Source organism: Stenotrophomonas sp. TWI1409 (assembly GCF_039673015.1).
Lineage (GTDB): Bacteria > Pseudomonadota > Gammaproteobacteria > Xanthomonadales > Xanthomonadaceae > Stenotrophomonas > Stenotrophomonas maltophilia_A.
The window spans coordinates 1-18,572 of the sequence record NZ_JBDJKU010000074.1; the positions used below are offsets into that span (position 1 = coordinate 1).

The window sequence follows — 18,572 nt, forward strand, 5'->3', positions numbered from 1 at the left end:
TGCGGGTTGGGGCGGGGCCCGGCCGCCCCCTCTCCCGGGGGGGGCTGTGCGCAGGCGGCCGCCCCCCCCCCCCCCCCCCCACTACCGGGTCACGTCAGCGCTTCTTCTTCGCCTTGCCCTGCTCGGCCGGGCCGATGGTCTGTTCCAGCCAGCGCTCGCTTTCGGCCAGCATGGTCATGATCGACTCGCGTGCACGGTAGGCATGCGATTCGTTCGGCAGCATCACCAGACGCGCGGTGCCACCCAGGCCCTTCACCGCGGCGAACATGCGCTCGCTCTGCATCGGGAACGTGCCGGAGTTGTTGTCGTCCACACCGTGGATGAAGAGGATCGGATCCTTGATCCTGTCGGCGTAGTTGAACGGCGCCATCTTCTGGTAGACGTCCTGCGCCTGCCAGTAGTTGCGCTCCTCGGCCTGGAAGCCGAACGGCGTAAGCGTGCGGTTGTAGGCGCCGCTGCGCGCGATGCCCGCCTTGAACAGGCGCGTATGCGCCAGCAGGTTGGCGGTCATGAACGCACCGTAGGAATGGCCACCAATGGCGATGTGATCGCGATCGGTCACGCCACGGCGCACCACTTCATCCACGGCTGCCTGGGCGTTGGCCACCAACTGTTCGATGTAGGTGTCGTTCGGCTCCTTGTCGCCCTCGCCGATGATCGGCATCGACGGGCTGGCCAGCACCACATACCCCTTGGCCAGGAACGCCTGCGGGCCCCAGTAGCTGACCGCATTGAAGCGGTACGGCGAATCGGTCACCTGGCTGGCCGCGGCCGCACTCTTGAACTCACCCGGGTAGGCCCACATCAGCAGCGGGCGCGGGCCGTCGCGCTTCGGGTCGTAGCCCGGCGGCAGCAGCAGGGTTGCGGTCAGGTCGACGCCATCCTTGCGCTTGTAGCGGATCTGCTCCTTCTGCACGCCCTTCAGCTGCGGCAGCGGATGCGCGAAGTGGGTCAGCGCACGCGGCGCAGCGCCGGCATCGACCAGCGACTGCACGTAGAAGTTGGCCGGCTCATCCGGGCTCTCGCGGCTCAGCAGCAGCGAGCTGGCCTGGTCGTCCAGCAACGCCACCGGCAGCGCATAGCTCGGCGCCTGCGAGTGGAACAGGCGGGTGGCCTTGCCCGTGGCAACGTCGAAGCGGTCCACGAACGGACGATCGCCTTCCGGCGATGCACCGGCACCGGCCAGATACAGGCTGCTGCCATCGGCGCTGGTCTGCAGCAGCGAGCGGCCGCGGTCGTCGCTGGACAACAGCGGCCGGCCCGGATCGGAATAGCGGTCCTGCCCGTCGCGATCCCACAGCAGGCGCGGCTCGGCGCCGGCATTGTCCGGGGCGATCAGCCAGGTCCTGGTCTTGCGCGTCTTCCACCACGACTCGGTCAGCAGGGCCAGGTCGCCACGGCCCCAGTTGATGCCCACCAGACGGCTGCCGAGCTGGGCCAACGTGACCGGCGGCTTGTCGAACGGCGCAGCCTGCATCAGCACCGCATCGCGCACCTTGGCGTCCCTGTTCGGGTCGCCGCCGTCCTGGGCTTCGGCCCAGACCAGCGTTGCGTCGGCATCACCACGCCAGCTGATATCGCGCACGCCGGTCACTTCAGCGTCGTTGCCGGTCGGCAAACCTTCCACCAGCGGACGCACGGCCACGGTGTGCACCAGCTTGCCGCTGGCACGGTCGATCACTTCAATGCGACGCGGGAAACTGCTCACCGGCACCACGTAGGAATACGGCCGCTGCACCGGCTGGCGCAGCACGAAGCGGCCATCCGGCGACACCGCAAAGCCCATGAAGATGCCAGCTGCGCCGATCGCGCGGGTGTTGCCATCCAGGCTGACTTCCATCGGCTGGGTGGTGGCGTAGTAATCGAACTGGCGCGCGTCGGCCTCGTTCTTCAGCAGGTCCTGGTAGGTACGGATCGACACCACGCCGCCGCCCTGGCTGGTCTGCTGCACGGCCGGGCCGGTCGGAATGCCGTCAGCGGACGGGGCCGCACCAAGGTTGGCCGGACGGGTGAACACCACCAGGCCGCGGCTGTCCGGCAGCCACTGGTAGCCACTGCCGATCACCGTGTTCAGGCCGGCGACCAGACGACGGGCGCTGCCGCCGGCCACATCCACCAGCCACAGTTCATTGGCGCCGCTGGCGGCGTCGACCTGGTTGAAGGCCAGCCACTTCTGGTCCGGCGACCACATCACGCTGGCGATCGACAGCTTGGCCGGCAGGCCGCTGATCTGCCGTTCCTTGCCGTCGGCCACGTTCATCAGCCACAGCTTCTCGCCGAAGCTGAAGCGGCTGTCGGAGAAGGTGCGCGGGTTGATGCGCAGGCCGGCCAGCTTCAGTTCCGGCTGCGCCACCACCTGGATCGACGGCAGCGACGGCATCTGCATCATCGCGGCGACATCGCGGCGTGGCGACAGGTACAGCGAGGGCGCGCGCGGCGCGTCCACCACCGCCTGCAGCGCGGCCGACGGCAGTTCGTAGCCGTTGACGCCCTGGGCCTGTGCGGCCACCGGCTGCGGCGCTGCGGCCCAGGCCAGCGGGGCCACCGCCAGCAGTCCCATCGACAGGACCAGGCCGGTCCAGCGCCGAGTACGGCGCGCGTGCATGCTCATCGTTCCACCTGTGTGATGCGTGAAAACACCGACCTTAACAGGCCGTGCACGCGGCCCCATCTGCCGATGGTTGGGTCATCCGGATGTCACGTCGGGGCCGCGATATAATGGGGGTTCTCCCCTGCCGAGGGGCGCTGCGACCGGATCCCACGAGGCCCGGCCAGGCTCGGTAAGGTGGCTTTGTAACAACGGCGCCCGGCTAGATGCGAGCATCCGCTCGTCCACAACCGGAGCACACGAATGAACGCTGTTGCCAAGACCTTCTCCACCGAAGGTGATTACAAGATCCGCGACATCACGCTGGCCGACTGGGGCCGCAAGGAACTGGACATCGCCGAGCACGAAATGCCGGGCCTGATGTCGATCCGCCGCAAGTACCAGGCCGAGCTGCCGCTGAAGGGCGTGCGCGTGACCGGCTCGCTGCACATGACCATCCAGACCGCCGTGCTGATCGAGACCCTGAAGGACATCGGTGCCGACGTGCGCTGGGCCTCGTGCAACATCTTCTCGACCCAGGACCACGCCGCTGCCGCCATTGCCGCCACCGGCACCCCGGTGTTCGCCTGGAAGGGCGAGACCCTGGAAGAGTACTGGGACTGCACCCTGGACGCGCTGACCTTCACCCTGGCCGACGGCACCCTGACCGGCCCGGAGCTGGTGGTCGACGACGGTGGTGACGTGACCCTGCTGATCCACAAGGGCTACGAGCTGGAAAACGGCAGCGACTGGGTCAACACCGCCTCTGCCTCGCACGAAGAACAGGTCATCAAGAACCTGCTCAAGCGCGTCGCCAAGGAGCGCCCGGGTTACTGGGGCCGCGTGGTCAAGGACTGGAAGGGCGTCTCCGAAGAGACCACCACCGGCGTGCACCGCCTGTACCAGCTGGCCCAGGCCGGCACCCTGCTGATCCCGGCGATCAACGTCAACGACTCGGTCACCAAGAGCAAGTTCGACAACCTGTACGGCTGCCGCGAGTCGCTGGCCGATGGCCTGAAGCGCGCGATGGACGTGATGCTGGCCGGCAAGGTGGCCGTGGTCTGCGGCTACGGCGACGTCGGCAAGGGCTGCGCGGCCTCGCTGCGTGCCTACGGCGCGCGCGTGATCGTCACCGAGATCGACCCGATCTGCGCCCTGCAGGCGGCGATGGAAGGCTATGAAGTCAACACCATCGAATCGACCCTGGGCCGTGCCGACCTGTACGTCACCACCACCGGCAACAAGGACATCATCCGCATCGAGCACCTGAGCGCGATGAAGGACCAGGCCATCGTCTGCAACATCGGCCACTTCGACAACGAGATCCAGGTCGATGCGCTGGTGTCGTTCGCCGGCATCAAGCACGTCAACATCAAGCCGCAGGTGGACAAGTACATCTTCCCGAACGGCAACGCGATCTTCCTGCTGGCCGAAGGCCGCCTGGTGAACCTGGGCTGCGCCACCGGCCACCCGAGCTTCGTGATGTCCAACAGCTTCGCCAACCAGACCCTGGCACAGATCGACCTGTGGGCGAACAAGGACAGCTACGAGAAGAAGGTCTACCTGCTGCCGAAGAAGCTGGACGAAGAAGTGGCCCGCCTGCACCTGGAAAAGATCGGCGTGAAGCTGACCACCCTGAGCCAGGAACAGGCCGACTACATCGGCGTGCCGGTGGAAGGCCCGTTCAAGCCGGACCACTACCGCTACTGATGCGGGCGGGGGGCGGGCCAGCGCCCGCCACTACCGGTGCATGCAACACACGGAACGGGCGCCTTCGGGCGCCCGTTCTGCGTCTGCCTGCAGCCGTACACCACGTATCCACGCATGGCGTGGATCTACTGATCGTCCGGCCCCAGTAGATCCACGCCATGCGTGGATGTTCCCCACCGGAGCGGGAACAATAGCCTCGGTCAAGGCAACACCCCTGCCCCGCGCTAGGATGCCCCCATGACTCCGGCCATCAACCTGCTCAAGCGCGAGAAGATCGCCCACACCGTGCGCAGCTACGTGCACGATGCTCACGCCGAATCCTATGGCGGCGAAGCCGTCGACAAGCTCGGCCTCGACCCGGCCCAGGTGTTCAAGACCCTGCTGGCCAGCACCGAGACCCATGAACTGCTGGTAGCGATCGTGCCGGTGGCCGGCCAGCTGGACCTGAAGGCGCTGGCCGAAGCGGCCGGCTGCAAGAAGTGCGAAATGGCCGCGGCCGATGCCGCACAGCGCGCGACCGGTTACCTGGTCGGTGGCATCAGCCCACTCGGGCAGAAGAAGCGCCTGCGCACCTTCCTGGACGCCAGCGCGCAGGCATTGCCCGCGCTGCATGTCAGCGCCGGTCGCCGCGGCCTGGAAGTGGAACTGGCACCAGCCGACCTGCTGCGGCTGACTGCCGGCCACTACGCTGCCATCGGCAAGTCACGCTGATGCGCTGGCCGTGGTCTGCAGCGCCGATACCCCGGCTCGACGATGCACAGGCCGATGTGCTGCTGCAGGACCTGTTGTCGCGCGATGCAACGCGCATCAACGATGCCACGCGTACGGTCGCTCGGCTGTTCAGCGCCTCATCGTTGGACGCGCTGGTCGCGCATGTGGATACGATCGAACGCAGCTGCCAAGGCATCGCCCTTGGCGGCATGCTGATCAGCAACCAGGTGCACCTGAAGGCGGCCCTGCAACGGCTGCGCTACTGGCAGGCACGCGAAGGCTGCCTGTGCGCGCTCTACCCATCCTATGTGTTCTTCAGCCCCGAGCCGCTGCTGGAACAAGGTCACGTGCAGCTGCGTGCACGGGGCGAAGCGGAGGACGGCTGGGGCGAATGCTACCGGCTGACGTGCACCTGCTGCGCGCAGCAATGGAGCGCGACCGAGCGCGAGTACCACTATCGCTGGTGGGAGTGGAAGCCCGAGCCCGCCCTGCAGACGCCTTAGTTGAGCTTGAACGTGACCGTGCCGCGTATCAGGCTCATGCTTGGTGCCTTGCCTGCCGCTTCACGCTCGTAACGCCAATCACGCGCGTGCTTGAGCGCCGCCGCATCGAGCAGCGGGTAGCCGCTGGATCGGGACAGGATGATCGCCTGGGTCTTGCCCTGCGCATCCAGCAGCAGCATCAGCTCGACACCTCCCTGCTGGGCCTCGCGCATGGCGGCCGCAGGATACGTCGGGACCGACGAAAGTCGCCGCTGGTGCCAGCCTCCTTCCCGGGCAATCAAGGGCGTGCTGGAAGAGAGTGGGCAACGTGCAGGCATCTGTAGGTCGAAGCCTGCAGCCCCTTGCGAAGGCCGGGTGGTGGCTGGCGCACTACAGGCGATCGCCGACACGCTCTGCAGCAACGACTGCTGACGCGAAAGCGCTGCAGCGTCATCCGCTTCCACATGGAACGTGCAGCGCCCCGACGTTGCCTGCGCCTGCAGTGAACCCACGCCGGCATCGCGGATCGGCGTCACGTCGGACAAAGCACCACAGGCGGCGCCTGCATCGTATTTTGCTGCAGAGCCCTCACACGCGGCCAGCAGGCCTGCGGCGACCCATGCGAACGGCATCCAACTGCGAACATCCATCCCTGTGCTCCCTGCGTTGATCCACCGCCATGGTAGCGTCCCGCTGCAATCTTCCCTGTTCACATGCCGACTGTCCGGCCGCAGCGTGGGCTCACGGCCGCCAGTTGGCGTTGTTCTCCCAGAACGCGACGGAGCGCTGGTAAGCCTCGCGATCCAGCGGCACACCGGAACCGCCCTCCTCCACGCCCAGTGCATTGCGCATCATGGTGATCGGTGCCATCGGCACTTCCTCGGGCTCGGCGGTGTAGATACAGCCGACGATGCCCCAGTCGGCCTCGATCGGTGAACCCTCCTTCGCCAGCTGCCCGGCGCTGTACAGGATCACCACCAGATAGTTCGCGCGCGGCGACTCCACCCCCTCGAACCAGCGCACCAGTACCGGCAGTTCCTCGCGGTTGCGCGCTTCGTAGCCGCTGCGCAGCTGGTGGCGGTTGGCGTCGGTGACCGGCACCGTCAGGCAACGCGTGCTGGTCCAGTTCTCGTAGACGAACAGCTTGCAGAACGGGGCGTAGCCATCGAGCACCTTCAGCGGCGCGTGCGCATTGAGGTGTGCCTCGAACTGCTCGGCAGTGCAATCCTGGATGGTGTTGCCGCGCGGCACGCGCGGGAACAGGCGGGGACGGGCGAAGTCGGTGAGGACGATGGACATGGCATGCACGAACGGGAACTGGCCCTCAGGGTAACCGTCGATGCGCTTGAAGTCTGCTTCACATTTGCCGGCCACAGTGCGCGCACATCTCCCGGAGAGTCCTGCATGAACCGCTTCCGCTCCCCCCTGCTGTCCGGCCTGCTGGCCGTCCTTCTCCTCCCTGCCATGGCCCCATCTTCCGCGTCTGCCGCACCATCGCGCGTGCTGCTCGTCGTCAGCAGCGAAGGCCGGGACCAAGGGAAGACCCGTCCGGGCTTCGAGATGGACGAATTCGCCCAGGCCTGGCTCATCCTCAAGCAGAACGGCTTCGACATCGACGTGGCAAGTCCGCGTGGCGGCGCCGTCGAGGCTGACAAGTACAACCCCTCCGAGGCCTTCAACGCAGCTGTCCTTGCCGATTCCCAGGCCATGGGCAAGCTTGCCGCGACCGTGCCCACTGCACAACTGCGTGCCAGCGACTACCAGGGCGTCCTGGTGATCGGCGGCAAGGGTGCCATGTTCGACCTTCCGGCCGACAAGGCCCTGCATGCCACGATTGCCGGAATCTGGCAGCAGGGAGGACTGGTCGCGGCGGTATGCCATGGTCCGGCCGCACTGGCGGGTGTTCGCCTTCCCGATGGCCGGGCCATGGTGGAAGGCCGCGCCATGACCGGATTCACGGAAGAGGAAGAAGCACTGTTCGGCAAACGTTGGGCGAAGGAATTCGCGTTCCAGCTTGAACCGCGCATGCGCGAGCTGGGCGCACGCTGGCAGGAGGCACCGCTGATGATGCCCAAGGTCGTAGTCGATGGACGCCTGCTGACCGGTCAGAACCCGTTCTCGACCGCCGCACTGGCTGACGCCTTCGTGCGCGCCAGCGGGCGTGTGCCACTGGCACGCCAGGCATGGCGCGATGAGCGCAGCATGGCGCTGGTGGAGCAGCACCTGCAGCAGCGTGATGGTCAGGCGGCGCAGATACTGGCGCAGCGCCCGTCCGACCATCACGTCGAGCTGATCGGCATGCTGGGTTTCTACCAGCTGAAAGCAGCAAAGGACGCCACTGCAACCGCCGACGCGCTGTCCATCATGCAGCTGGCCAGCCCGCATATGGACGAGCCGAGGCTGCAGGTCGCGATGGCAGAAGCGCACTGGCGCCTGGGCCGGACCGATCTGGCCCGTTCGCAGGTACTGGCTGTGCTGGAAAAGCAGCCCGGTCTGGACGAAGCTAACGCTCTCCTGGCCCGCATGCAGCCCTGACCATGGACGCCGAGCGCCTGCGCCTGCTGTTGATTGAAGACAACCTGCCGCTGGCCTCGGCCATCATCGACATGCTGCAGGCGCATGGCCATCTGGTCGATTTCGCCGCTGGCGGACACGTCGGGCTGCAGTTGGCGCTGGCGTCACCGCCGGATGTGCTGCTGCTCGATATCGGGTTGCCGGGCACCGATGGTACGACGGTCTGCCGTCGGTTGCGCGAGTGCAGTGATCGGCACGTCCCCATCCTGATGCTGACCGCACGCGATGCGATCGACGACAAGCTGCAGGGCTTCGCTGCGGGCGCGGATGACTATCTGGTCAAGCCCTTCGACGATGCCGAGCTGCTCGCCCGCTGTCTCGCCCTCGCCCGCCGCCATCGCGTGGGTCAACCGAACCTCCTGCAGATTGGGCCGCTGAGCATCGACCGCCGCAGCGGCCAGGCCTGGCGCGCGGGATTGCTGCTGGAGCTGGCACAGGTTCCGCAGCGCATCCTGCTCGTACTGGCCGAGGCCTGGCCGCGAACCGTCACCCGCAGCGAGCTCGTTCAACGCCTGTGGGGGGATGAAGCACCTCCTTCCGATCCGCTGCGCTCGCATCTGTACCTGTTGCGGCAGGTACTGGACAGGCCGTTCGAAGGCGAGATGCTGCGCACCGTCCACGGTGTCGGCTTCCGTCTGGAAGCTTCGCCATGAAACCGCGGCCCACCCAGCACCTGCGCCGTCGACTGCTGATCACATTCACAGCCTTCGCGCTGTTCACCGCCATGGTGTTCGGCACCTACTCGCTGGTGTTCATGTATGTGGTGGAAGACAGCATCTTCAACGCCCAACTGGACCGTGAAGCACGGGCTCAGCTCGCCCGGCACGCGCTCGAAGGGGACTGGCGTACACCTGCCGATGCCGCAATCCAGCTGCATCGTTCACCCTCTACCTTCCCCGACGATCTGCGCAGCGAGTTCGCAAAGGAACCGTGGCGCTCGGAGTTCGCGGGTGTCGATGGTCGGCACTACCATCTCAAGCGGATCGATCCCCCGGCCGGCGCCCGCCCTGCTTGGCTTGTGTCGGAGGTCAGTGCGCAACTGGTGGTCCGGCCGATCCGCGATCGGGTCGTAATGCTGCTTGCCGGCACAGCACTGCTGGTCCTGATCGCGGCGATCTTCCTCGGCATCTGGCTCGCCCATCGCAGCACACGCTCGCTCTATGCGCTGGTCGAGGAGGTTGAAGCGCTGCAGCCGGAACCAGGCCCCGGCGTGCGCCTGGCAGCACGTTTCGACGATGACGAGATTGGCGTGCTCGCGCGCGCCCTGGATGGATTGTCCGCACGCGTCGCTGCCTTCGTTGCCCGCGAACACGCGTTCACGCGCGATGCCAGCCACGAACTGCGCACACCCTTGAGCGTTATCTCCAGTGCGGCAGGCCAGTTGGCCAGCGAGTCGGGCCTGTCCGAGCGTGGCCGCCAGCATGTGCAGCATATCCGTCTTTCGGCACTGCAGCTGCAGCAGGCCATTGCGGCGCTGCTGGCGCTGGCTCGCGAGGAAACCGCCAGCCACGGCGCTCCGCCGGTCAAACTTGTGCCGCTGCTGGAACGGGTGATCATCGAGCAGTCTCCGTTGCTGGCTGCACGGCCGGTCGAGGTACAGCTGACCGTGCCCGACGGGGCCACGCTGCGCGCGCCCGAGGCGGCCCTGCGCGTAGTCCTGGCCAATCTGGTCGGCAATGCGTTCGCGCATACCGCGCAGGGCCAGGTCCTGATTGCATGGCAGGACGCTCAGCTACTGGTGCACAACACGGCAGGTGCTTCACCCTTCCTTGGCAACTGGCCCGAGCCGCGGCCATTCGACAAGCGTGATGGCAGCGAGGGCAACGGCCTGGGCCTGGATATCATGCGGCGACTGTGCAGCCACTACGGGCTCGAACTGGTCATCCAGCACGGCGGTGGCGGGGTGATGGCCCGCTTGAGGGGGCAGCCAGCCGAGGCATGAAGCGCCTCCGGCGGTCCAGCCCGGTCAGTGCCGAGCTGTAGCGGCAACTACAACGCCATCCGCTCGCGCAGTTCACGCGCCTGCCGCCGCGACACCTCCACCTCGCTGCCGTCATCCAGCGCCAGGTCATAACCATCAGCGATGCTGGGCGTCACGCCTCGGATGCGGCGCAGGTTGACCAGCGTGTTGCGGTTGGCACGGAAGAACAGATCCGGCGGCAGGCGTGCTTCCAGCGCGCTCAGGCTGCGGGTCAGCAACGCGTTCTGGTCGCGGAACCACAGCCGCGTGTAGTTGCCATCCACCACCAGCCGGCGGATCTCCGAGACCGCCACGAACCAGCAGCGTTCGCCCTCGCGCACGAACACCTGGTCCTGCGCGCCCAGCGTGCTGCGCGGCTCCGGCGTTTCGCCCGCCACCACCTCGCGCTGGCGCGCCCGCTGCAACGCTTCCAACAAGCGCGGTGCCTCGACCGGCTTCACCAGATAGTCCAGCGCATTGGCCTGGAACGCGCGCACCGCGTAGGTGTCGTAGGCAGTAACGAAGATCACGGCCGGCACCGTCTCCAGCCCATCCAGAACATCGAAGCCACTGCCGGAGGGCATCTGCACATCCAGCAGCACCAGGTCCGGGGCCAGCGTGGCGATCGCCTCGCGCGCGGCCGGCACATCGTCGGCCTCGCCCACGCACTGCACCCACGGCAGCGCCGACAACAGCGTGCGCAGCTCCTGCCGCGCCAGCCGCGCATCATCAACGATCAACACGCGCAGCACGCCATTCATTGCGGAATCTCCAGCAGGGCCTGCATGCGGTCGCCGACCGGCTGCAGGGTGAAACGACCTTGCGTACCGAGCTGCGCACGCAGGTAGGCCAGGCCGACGCCATGCCCGTGGGTGGGCTCGTTGGCGCTGCCCAGCGGATTGTCCACCTGCAGGCGCAGCACGTCATTGTCCAGCGTGGCACGGATCTGCACCTCGCCGCCGCCGGGGCGGCTGGCGATGCCGTGCTTGATCGCGTTCTCCACCAGCAGCTGCAACGCCATCGCAGGCAGCTGCGCCTGCATGGCATCGGCATCGATCTGCTGCCGCACCTGCAGGCGCTGTTCAAAATGGACCGCCTCGATGGCCAGGTAGTCGTCGACCACCGCCAGTTCCTCGGCCAGCGTGACCTGCTCGCTGCGGTTGTGCGCCAGCGCCTGGCGCAGCGTGCGCGACAGGCGGGTGACCATGTCGCGCGCACGCTCAGGATCTTCCAGGATCAGCGCGCGCAGGTTGTTCAGCGCATTGAACATGAAGTGCGGGTTGAGCCGTGCACGCAGCGCATCGCGTTCCAGCGCACTGCGCTCGGCTTCGGCGCGCAGGCGGGCCAGTTCCGCCCCGCGTATCCGGCGCAGGCTGTGCAGGCTTGCCCAAAGCGCTGCCCACAGGGCCAGCATCACCGCAGTGGTGTACCAGTAGAGCAGCAGCGCCTTGGGGCTGAAGTCGGCCGTCTGCCGCCCCAGGCTCACCCAGTTCCAGGCCAGCGCCGAGTGCAGCGCGATGTTCACCAGCAGCTGCGCCACTGCCGCGCCCAATGCCACCGACAGCGCCAGCCGCAGCAACAGCCCGGCCGTTCCGCGCGCCCACCAGTCTGCACGCAGCGCCAGCGCGCGGATGGCACCGCTGCATCCGAACAGGGCCAACGCCAGGCCCAGCGTGATCAACACGCCTGCGCTTCCGGCATCGCTGAAATAGGCTTGGCGCAGGCCGATTCCGGCAACGCCATAGAGCGCCCATACCAGCGCATTGAGCAGCCAGAAGCGTACCGTCGAGGAGGAATCCGGCATGTCCATTCCGAGGCGTGTTGAAACTCAGTGGTGGCGGTCGAGGAAGGCCTGCACCTGTTCCTGCAACCAGCGCGGATCATCCCACATCAGGAAGTGGAAACCCTGCGCGCTCATCGCGATCTGTACGCCCTGCAGTTTCGCGTACTGCGACTGGAACACCGCCCGGGTGCCGTCCTCGGTGCCACCCATCGGCTGGTAGCCGGCCCAGCTGCCCAGCACCAGCGTCGGTGCGGTGATCGAGGCAATGCTGTCACGCAGGTCAGTGGTCATCACCGCATGCATGGCATCGGCCGTGGTCTGGCGATCGCTGTCTTCGCCCCAGCGGCCCAGTTCAGCCTGGCGCTGAGTATCGTGGGTCATCCCCGGCAGGCCCGCCTTCAACTGCGCCTGCCATTGCGCGGCGTCGGCGGCCAGCATGCCCTTGCGCAGCTGGTCGGCCACCGGCCGCACGCTGTCAGCGGTGGCCTTCGGGTCACGCGCGGCCGGCAGGAATGGCAGGGCGTCAACCACCACCAGCGCGCTGACCGCCTTCGGCTCGGCCTGCGCCATCTGCAGGCCCAGCAGGCCACCGAGGCTGTGGCCAACCACCACCACCGGCCCCAGATGCTGGTCATGCAGGTAGGCCAGCAGCTGCCCGCGCATCGCCGGCAGGAACTCGACCGGGCGCGGATCGGCCGCGAGCGCACCGGCAAAGCCGGGCAGCTGCACCAGATGGCACTGCACATCCTTCAGGGCCAGGCAGGTCTCGCGCCACACCTCGGCGCTGCTGTTGAGGCCGGGAATCATCAGCAGCGGGCGGCCCTTGCCGACCACCTCGACCTGCACCTTGCCCGCCGCCGGGGCGCTGGCGGCGTGCGCCGAGCCGGAGCCGAGCATGGCCATCGCCATGCCGATCATCGCCAGCCGGGCCAGGGCCTTCATTGCATACCAGAGTGCCAGGAAGATCTTCATCGTCTGCTCCTTCGTCAGGTGGGTGGTGCCGGAATGGGCTCAGCGTGCCGCCGGCCACGGCACCCGGGGGGCGATTTCGGAGCAGCGGCCGATCGCCGGGGCGAACGGTCGCAGGCGGCTGACGATGTTCGCCCGCAGAAATTGACAACATCCATCTTGATGAAGCGATATACTGATCCGCACCCGCCGCTGCCGCCCGTGCCATGACCGCCATCAGCTTCGAGTTCTATCCGCCCAAGACCGACGAACAGCGCAGCCAGCTGGACCGCGCCGCGGCCAGGCTGAAGGACTACGGTCCCGAGTACGTGTCGTGTACCTTCGGCGCCGGTGGCTCGACCCTGAGCTATACCTCCGAGACCGTGCGCCACCTCAACCAGCACCATGGCTTCGATGCCGCACCGCATCTGTCCTGCGTCGGCGGCACCCGTCAGGAAATCCGCGAGCTGCTCAAGCTGTATCGCGCCATCGGCTGCCGCCGCCTGGTCGCGCTGCGCGGCGATCTGCCGTCGGGCATGGGTTTCCCCGGTGACATGCGCTATGCCGCCGAACTGATCGACTTCATCCGCGCCGAGCACGGTGATGCGTTCCATATCGAAGTGGGCGCGTACCCCGAAACGCACCCGCAGGCTTCCGACGCACTGGCCGACCTGAAGCATTTCAAGGCCAAGATCGACGCCGGTGCCGATGCGGCGATCACCCAGTACTTCTTCAACCCCGATGCCTACTTCCATTTCGTCGACGAAGTGCGGCGGCTGGGCGTGCAGGTACCGATCACGCCCGGCATCATGCCGATCGCCAACTTCAGCCAGCTGCGCCGCTTCTCCGAACAGTGCGGTGCGGAGATCCCGCGCTGGATCAGCCGCAAGATGCAGGCCTATGGCGATGATGCAGAGTCGGTGCGTGCATTCGGCACTGAAGTGGTGGCCAAGCTGTGCCAGCGCCTGATCGAAGGCGGCGCACCCGGCCTGCACTTCTACACCTTGAACCTGGCCAAGCCGACCACTTCGGTGCTGAAGCTGCTGCAGGGCTGAAAGCACGGCGCGCAAGCGTGATCGGCGCTACCCTGCGAGGATGATCCGGCTTTCCTTCCTGCTGTTGCTGCTGCCGCTGTGCGTGCTGTCGAGCGTCGCCCACGCACAGTCCACACGCCTGAACCGCTGCACCGATGCCCAGGGCCAAAGCGTCTACACCGACCGGCCCTGCGACAGCCTGGGCGCGCGGTCGCGGTTGCCACCGCCTGCGCCCGCCGGCAATACCCTGCAGCGCGACACCCTGGGGGCACGCTGCCCGCGGCGGCTGAGTGAACTGGTGGACGCGCTGCGCGTCGGCATCGTCAGCAACGATGTGAATCGGCTGTCCTCACTGTATCTGTGGGGCGCGGTTTCCGATGCGGGCGCGCAGCGCATCCTCGGCCAGCTGGAATCGTTGGCGCGGCGGCCCCTGGTGGACGTGGTGCCGGTGTATCCGTCACAGGCGCTGCCGCAATCGCAGGATGAGGATCAGAGCCCTGCCGCGTTGGGATCCGACCCTGTGGCCTCTGTGGCGCGGCATCCCATCGGCCTGCGCCTGGAGCAGACCCTGCCCGGCAGCGCGTCGCGCGCTTCGACGGTGCTGGGGTTGCGACGGCAATACGGGTGTTTCTGGATCACGTTGTGATCGCGAGCATCCATCCACGCATGGCGTGGATCTACTGCCCCCATCCCACACGGTAGCGCCGGGCCATGCCCGGCGAGCGAAGCAGCCTTACTCCGGCCACAGCGCGCGGATGGCGGCGATGCCCTGCCCACCATGGCGACGCGCTTCGGCGATGTGACCGCGGCCCATGCCACCCAGCGCGTAGATCGGCAGTGACACCTGCGCGCGCAGCTCGGCGAACGCGTTCCAGCCCAGCGGCACGGCATCCGGATGGCTGGCCGTGGCCTGAACCGGGCCCAGCACGGCGAAGTCGCAGCCCAACCGCTGTGCGGCCTGCAGCTGCTGCAGGTCATGGCAGGACGCAGCCACCAGCTGGCCTTCGGGCAGCGGACGCTGCGACAACTCCAGCAGCTGCTCGCTGCCCAGGTGCACCCCAACGCCCAGTACGCGCGCGCGTTCGATATCGCGGTTGAGCAGCCACTGCACCCCGCTGCGACGATGCGCGCGCACGGCCTGTTCGACCATCGCCTGGCGCTGCGGATGCGCCGTCGGCAACCGCAGCTGGATGCGCTGCTGGCCCGCGTCCACCGCGCGCTGCAGCTGTTCATGCCAATGCTGCATGCCGCCCTCATCATCGGCCGGCGCCGGGGTGATCAGGTAGCTGTCGGGTTGGCGCAGCGCGGCCACCACCGGCAGATCGGCCGGTGGCATCGAATAGCGACCAAGTTTATCCGGCGCCACCCAGGTAATGGCCTGGCCCTCGCGGCCACGTGGCGTCCCCTTCCAGCTGCGCACGTGGCGCACTTCCAGGGTCAGGTGCTTGTCCGGGTAGCGCTGCGGCACATCCATCAGCCATTCGCCGACATCGGCTTCGATGCCCAGTTCCTCGCGCAGCTCGCGAACCAACGCCTGCTCGGAGGTCTCGCCGGATTCGCGCTTGCCGCCGGGGAACTCCCACAGGCCGGCCATGTCGCGGTTCTCGGTACGACGGTTGAGCAGCACGCGGCCACGGGCGTCGGTGATGACGGCGGCCACGACGTGGATCGATCGGGTGGGGGGAGCCATGGGGGAAGCATGCCCAGAACAGGGCGGCCCGCGCAATCTCGGATCGGGCCGGATCAGCCCCGCGAAACAGCCGCCATGAAAAAAGAGCCCCGCTTTCGCGGGGCTTTTCGGGGTCAGCTCAGCTGGCCGTGGCAGTGCTTGTACTTCTTGCCACTGCCGCACGGGCATGGATCGTTGCGGCCGATCTTCGGCTCATCGCGCTGCGCCTGTGCAATGCCCTGCTGGGCAGCCTGCACCTGCGCGGCTTCCTCGTCGGCGCTGTAGCCGCCCACGTCCTGGTGCTGGAACTGCGACTGGCTCAGGCGCGCTTCGGCCTGCTGGCGTTCGGCCGCTTCCAGCGCCTGCACTTCCTCGTCGCTGCGGATGCGCACGCGCGACAGCAGGGTCACCACTTCGCGCTTGACGTTCTCCAGCATGTCCGAGAACAGCTCGAAGGCTTCCTTCTTGTATTCCTGCTTCGGCTGCTTCTGCGCGTAACCACGCAGGTAGATGCCCTGGCGCAGGTAGTCCATGCGCGCCAGGTGCTCCTTCCAGCTCTGGTCCAGCACGGTCAGCATCACGTGCTTCTCCAGCGCGCGCATGGTTTCCTCACCGACACCGGCTTCCTTCTCGGCAAAGTGCTGGTTGACGCGCTCCTGCACCTTGGCAGCGATGGCTTCGGCGTCCAGCTCTTCGTGCGACTTGACCAGGTCGGTCAGCGACATCTGCAGGCCGAAGTCCGACTCCAGGGTCGCTTCCAGGCCACGCAGGTCCCACTGCTCGTCGATCGAGTTCGGCGGCACGAAGCGGGCCACCACGTCGAAGATCACGTCGTCGCGGATGCCGTCGACGTTGTCCTTCACCGACTCGGCGTCCAGCAGTTCATCGCGCTGTGCGTAGATCACCTTGCGCTGGTCGTTGTTGACGTCGTCGAAGTCCAGCAGGTTCTTGCGGATGTCGAAGTTGTGGGCCTCGACCTTGCGCTGCGCCTTCTCGATCTGGCGGCTGACCAGGCGGTCCTCGATGACGTCGTCTTCCTTCATGCCCATCATGCGCATGGCCTTCTGCACCCAGTCGGAGGCGAAGATGCGCATCAGGTTGTCTTCCAGCGACAGGTAGAAGCGGGACGAACCCGGGTCACCCTGGCGGCCCGAACGGCCACGCAGCTGGTTGTCGATACGGCGCGATTCGTGGCGCTCGGTGCCGACGATGTGCAGGCCGCCGGCAGCCTTGACGGCCTCGTGGCGCTTCTGCCAATCGGCCTTGACCGCGGCCTTCTGTTCGTCGGTCGCGCCTTCGCCCAGCTCGTGGATTTCCGCTTCCAGCGAACCGCCCAGCACGATGTCGGTACCACGACCGGCCATGTTGGTGGCGATGGTGACCGCGGCCGGACGACCGGCATTGGCGACGATGGTCGCTTCGCGGTCATGCTGCTTGGCGTTGAGCACTTCGTGCTTCACGCCGGCCTTGCGCAGGTGCTCGGACAGCATTTCCGAGGTTTCGATCGAGGTGGTACCCACCAGCACCGGCTGGCCACGCTTGGCGCACTCTTCGATGTCGGCCAGCACCGCATTGAACTTGCCCTTGCGGTTCAGGAACACCTGGTCCGGGCTGTCCTTGCGGATGGTCGGGCGGTTGGTCGGGATCACCACCACTTCCAGGCCGTAGATGCTCTGGAACTCGAAGGCTTCGGTATCGGCCGTACCGGTCATGCCGGACAGCTTCTTGTACATGCGGAACAGGTTCTGGAAGGTGATGCTCGCCAGCGTCTGGTTCTCGCGCTGGACCGGCACGCCTTCCTTCGCTTCCACCGCCTGGTGCAGGCCATCGGACCAGCGGCGACCGGACAGGGTGCGGCCGGTGAACTCATCGACGATGACCACTTCGCCATCGCGCACGATGTAGTCCACGTCACGCTGGTAGATCGCGTGCGCGCGCAGCGCGGCGTTCAGGTGGTGGACCACGGTCAGGTTCTGCGGCGCGTACAGGCCTTCGGTCTCGCCGTCGAGGATGCCGGCCTCGACCAGCAGCTGCTCGGCGTGCTCCATGCCCGCTTCGGACAGGTGCACCTGCTTGCCCTTCTCATCGACCCAGAAGTCGCCTTCGCCGTCTTCCGCTTCCTGCTTGACCAGGTTCGGTACGACGCGGTTGACGCGGATGTACAGCTCCGGGGAATCGTCGGCCGGTCCGGAGATGATCAGCGGGGTACGCGCTTCGTCGATCAGGATGGAGTCGACTTCGTCGACGATGGCGTAGTGCAGGCCGCGCTGGTAGCGGTCGGCCTTGGACAGCGCCATGTTGTCGCGCAGGTAGTCGAAGCCGAATTCGTTGTTGGTGCCGTAGGTGATGTCCGAGGCATAGGCTTCGCGCTTGTCGCTGTGCGGCATGCCCGGGTACACCACGCCCACGCTCAGGCCCAGCCAGTTGTACAGCTTGCCCATCTGCGCGGCGTCGCGGCGGGCCAGGTAGTCGTTCACGGTGACCACGTGCACGCCCTTGCCTTCCAGCGCGTTGAGGTACACCGGCAGGGTCGCCACCAGGGTCTTGCCTTCACCGGTGCGCATTTCTGCGATCTTGCCCAGGTGAAGCACCATGCCGCCGATCAGCTGCACGTCGTAGTGGCGCATGCCCAGCACGCGGCGACCGGCTTCGCGGCAGACCGCGAACGCTTCCGGCAGCACCTTGTCCAGGGCTTCACCGTCGGCGATGCGCTGCTTGAACTCCGGCGTCTTGGCCTGAAGCTGCTCGTCGGAAAGCTTCTCGATCTCCGGCTCCAGCGCATTGATCTTGGCGACGATGCGGTTGAGCTGGCGCAGCTGTCGTTCGTTACGACTGCCAAATACGCGGGTAAGCAGGCTGTTGATCATTGAAGGAACCGGGTTGGATGGACACGACGCCCGGCCTCCCCCTTGGGATCCGTCCGCCGCAAACGAAACAGGGCGCCTGGCGCCCTGTCGATGGCAACACCCATTGTAGCTTGGGACGGCCGCAAGGGGTTTCAACCCTTTGGCGGCAATGGCATCCGAACATTCCCGGTAGTGGCCGGCCCGGGCCCGGTAAGCGAAGCTGCCGAAGATCAAGAGGGTTAGCGGCCCCCGCCCGCCCCAACCAAAC

At 66.8% G+C, this 18,572-nt stretch carries 16 protein-coding genes and 1 riboswitch; of the genes, 8 read left to right on the plus strand and 8 right to left on the minus strand.

Translation table 11 applies throughout. The features are described 5' to 3' along the window. Positions 1 to 94: 94 nt before the first annotated feature. Positions 95 to 2,611 (minus strand): prolyl oligopeptidase family serine peptidase, encoded by a 2,517-nt coding sequence (locus ABE423_RS17980; RefSeq protein WP_346487014.1) that lies wholly within the window; start codon positions 2,609 to 2,611, stop codon positions 95 to 97. Between the two features lie 120 nt (positions 2,612 to 2,731). Next, positions 2,732 to 2,815: riboswitch (S-adenosyl-L-homocysteine riboswitch) on the plus strand. Between the two features lie 36 nt (positions 2,816 to 2,851). Here ABE423_RS17980 and ahcY point away from each other — a divergent pair. The 3 genes from ahcY (at position 2,852) to ABE423_RS17995 (ending at position 5,511) form a co-directional block, all read left to right on the plus strand. Continuing rightward, positions 2,852 to 4,297 carry an adenosylhomocysteinase gene (gene ahcY / locus ABE423_RS17985; RefSeq protein WP_014036003.1) on the plus strand — a complete coding sequence of 482 codons (1,446 nt, stop codon included), beginning with the start codon at positions 2,852 to 2,854 and terminating at the stop codon, positions 4,295 to 4,297. A 237-nt stretch (positions 4,298 to 4,534) separates the two neighbouring features. Continuing rightward, entirely contained in the window at positions 4,535 to 5,008 is a 474-nt protein-coding gene (gene ybaK, locus ABE423_RS17990; protein ID WP_049399794.1) for a Cys-tRNA(Pro) deacylase, read from the plus strand. Beyond that, complete coding sequence (locus ABE423_RS17995) at positions 5,008 to 5,511, plus strand: hypothetical protein (RefSeq protein ID WP_180838395.1); 504 nt, start codon at positions 5,008 to 5,010, stop codon at positions 5,509 to 5,511. Before ybaK ends, ABE423_RS17995 begins: the two co-directional genes overlap by 1 nt. On the opposite strand, the gene ABE423_RS18000 is transcribed toward ABE423_RS17995, so the two are convergent. Continuing rightward, the gene (locus ABE423_RS18000) at positions 5,508 to 6,203 is read right to left on the minus strand and encodes an energy transducer TonB (protein ID WP_346487017.1); all 696 of its coding nucleotides are present in this window, start codon (positions 6,201 to 6,203) and stop codon (positions 5,508 to 5,510) included. The two genes, ABE423_RS17995 and ABE423_RS18000, sit on opposite strands and share 4 nt — an antisense overlap. 28 nt (positions 6,204 to 6,231) lie before the next feature. Continuing rightward, positions 6,232 to 6,789 (minus strand): DUF3228 family protein, encoded by a 558-nt coding sequence (locus ABE423_RS18005; protein WP_065722784.1) that lies wholly within the window; start codon positions 6,787 to 6,789, stop codon positions 6,232 to 6,234. A gap of 105 nt (positions 6,790 to 6,894) precedes the next feature. Between ABE423_RS18005 and ABE423_RS18010 the strand changes: the two genes are divergently transcribed. The 3 genes from ABE423_RS18010 to ABE423_RS18020 all read left to right on the plus strand — a co-directional run bounded on the left by ABE423_RS18010 (position 6,895) and on the right by ABE423_RS18020 (position 10,006). After that, complete coding sequence (locus ABE423_RS18010; protein ID WP_049399797.1) at positions 6,895 to 8,025, plus strand: type 1 glutamine amidotransferase domain-containing protein; 1,131 nt, start codon at positions 6,895 to 6,897, stop codon at positions 8,023 to 8,025. 2 nt (positions 8,026 to 8,027) lie between these two features. Next, the gene (locus ABE423_RS18015) at positions 8,028 to 8,717 is read left to right on the plus strand and encodes a response regulator transcription factor (RefSeq protein WP_032129701.1); all 690 of its coding nucleotides are present in this window, start codon (positions 8,028 to 8,030) and stop codon (positions 8,715 to 8,717) included. Between the two features lie 71 nt (positions 8,718 to 8,788). Further along, the gene (locus tag ABE423_RS18020; RefSeq protein ID WP_346487020.1) at positions 8,789 to 10,006 is read left to right on the plus strand and encodes a HAMP domain-containing sensor histidine kinase; all 1,218 of its coding nucleotides are present in this window, start codon (positions 8,789 to 8,791) and stop codon (positions 10,004 to 10,006) included. Between the two features lie 47 nt (positions 10,007 to 10,053). On the opposite strand, the gene ABE423_RS18025 is transcribed toward ABE423_RS18020, so the two are convergent. From ABE423_RS18025 to ABE423_RS18035, 3 genes are read right to left on the minus strand one after another with little or no spacing between them, the layout of a single operon-like run. Further along, positions 10,054 to 10,785 (minus strand): LytTR family DNA-binding domain-containing protein, encoded by a 732-nt coding sequence (locus ABE423_RS18025; RefSeq protein WP_100437887.1) that lies wholly within the window; start codon positions 10,783 to 10,785, stop codon positions 10,054 to 10,056. Then, a complete protein-coding gene (locus tag ABE423_RS18030; RefSeq protein ID WP_346487022.1) occupies positions 10,782 to 11,828 on the minus strand; it encodes a histidine kinase in 1,047 nt (348 codons plus the stop codon). Before ABE423_RS18030 ends, ABE423_RS18025 begins: the two co-directional genes overlap by 4 nt. A 24-nt stretch (positions 11,829 to 11,852) precedes the next feature. Next, the gene (locus ABE423_RS18035) at positions 11,853 to 12,779 is read right to left on the minus strand and encodes an alpha/beta hydrolase (RefSeq protein WP_346487024.1); all 927 of its coding nucleotides are present in this window, start codon (positions 12,777 to 12,779) and stop codon (positions 11,853 to 11,855) included. 203 nt (positions 12,780 to 12,982) lie between these two features. On the opposite strand from ABE423_RS18035, the gene metF reads away from it, so the two are divergent. Together metF and ABE423_RS18045 are read left to right on the plus strand one after the other, a co-directional pair. Next, a complete protein-coding gene (metF, locus tag ABE423_RS18040) occupies positions 12,983 to 13,810 on the plus strand; it encodes a methylenetetrahydrofolate reductase [NAD(P)H] (protein WP_049399801.1) in 828 nt (275 codons plus the stop codon). A 40-nt stretch (positions 13,811 to 13,850) separates the two neighbouring features. After that, entirely contained in the window at positions 13,851 to 14,435 is a 585-nt protein-coding gene (locus ABE423_RS18045; RefSeq protein WP_125895347.1) for a DUF4124 domain-containing protein, read from the plus strand. 87 nt (positions 14,436 to 14,522) lie between these two features. Here ABE423_RS18045 and ABE423_RS18050 read toward each other — a convergent pair whose 3' ends face one another. Both ABE423_RS18050 and secA read right to left on the minus strand, forming a co-directional pair. Then, positions 14,523 to 15,479 (minus strand): Nudix family hydrolase, encoded by a 957-nt coding sequence (locus ABE423_RS18050; protein ID WP_346487027.1) that lies wholly within the window; start codon positions 15,477 to 15,479, stop codon positions 14,523 to 14,525. 113 nt (positions 15,480 to 15,592) lie between these two features. Then, positions 15,593 to 18,325, minus strand: coding sequence for a preprotein translocase subunit SecA (gene secA / locus ABE423_RS18055; protein WP_032129708.1), 2,733 nt, complete (start codon positions 18,323 to 18,325; stop codon positions 15,593 to 15,595). Between the last annotated feature and the right edge of the window lie 247 nt (positions 18,326 to 18,572).

Coding starts and splice junctions, on each gene's coding strand:
- ABE423_RS18020 (WP_346487020.1), top strand. CDS start 8,789: ATGGTGTTCGGCACCTACTCGCTGGTGTTCATGTATGTGGTGGAAGAC.
- ahcY (WP_014036003.1), top strand. CDS start 2,852: ATGAACGCTGTTGCCAAGACCTTCTCCACCGAAGGTGATTACAAGATC.
- ABE423_RS18025 (WP_100437887.1), bottom strand. CDS start 10,785: ATGAATGGCGTGCTGCGCGTGTTGATCGTTGATGATGCGCGGCTGGCG.
- ABE423_RS18015 (WP_032129701.1), top strand. CDS start 8,028: ATGGACGCCGAGCGCCTGCGCCTGCTGTTGATTGAAGACAACCTGCCG.
- ABE423_RS18045 (WP_125895347.1), top strand. CDS start 13,851: ATGATCCGGCTTTCCTTCCTGCTGTTGCTGCTGCCGCTGTGCGTGCTG.
- ABE423_RS18050 (WP_346487027.1), bottom strand. CDS start 15,479: ATGGCTCCCCCCACCCGATCGATCCACGTCGTGGCCGCCGTCATCACC.
- secA (WP_032129708.1), bottom strand. CDS start 18,325: ATGATCAACAGCCTGCTTACCCGCGTATTTGGCAGTCGTAACGAACGA.
- ABE423_RS18030 (WP_346487022.1), bottom strand. CDS start 11,828: ATGCCGGATTCCTCCTCGACGGTACGCTTCTGGCTGCTCAATGCGCTG.
- ybaK (WP_049399794.1), top strand. CDS start 4,535: ATGACTCCGGCCATCAACCTGCTCAAGCGCGAGAAGATCGCCCACACC.
- ABE423_RS18035 (WP_346487024.1), bottom strand. CDS start 12,779: ATGAAGATCTTCCTGGCACTCTGGTATGCAATGAAGGCCCTGGCCCGG.
- ABE423_RS18010 (WP_049399797.1), top strand. CDS start 6,895: ATGAACCGCTTCCGCTCCCCCCTGCTGTCCGGCCTGCTGGCCGTCCTT.
- ABE423_RS18005 (WP_065722784.1), bottom strand. CDS start 6,789: ATGTCCATCGTCCTCACCGACTTCGCCCGTCCCCGCCTGTTCCCGCGC.
- metF (WP_049399801.1), top strand. CDS start 12,983: ATGACCGCCATCAGCTTCGAGTTCTATCCGCCCAAGACCGACGAACAG.
- ABE423_RS17995 (WP_180838395.1), top strand. CDS start 5,008: ATGCGCTGGCCGTGGTCTGCAGCGCCGATACCCCGGCTCGACGATGCA.
- ABE423_RS17980 (WP_346487014.1), bottom strand. CDS start 2,611: ATGAGCATGCACGCGCGCCGTACTCGGCGCTGGACCGGCCTGGTCCTG.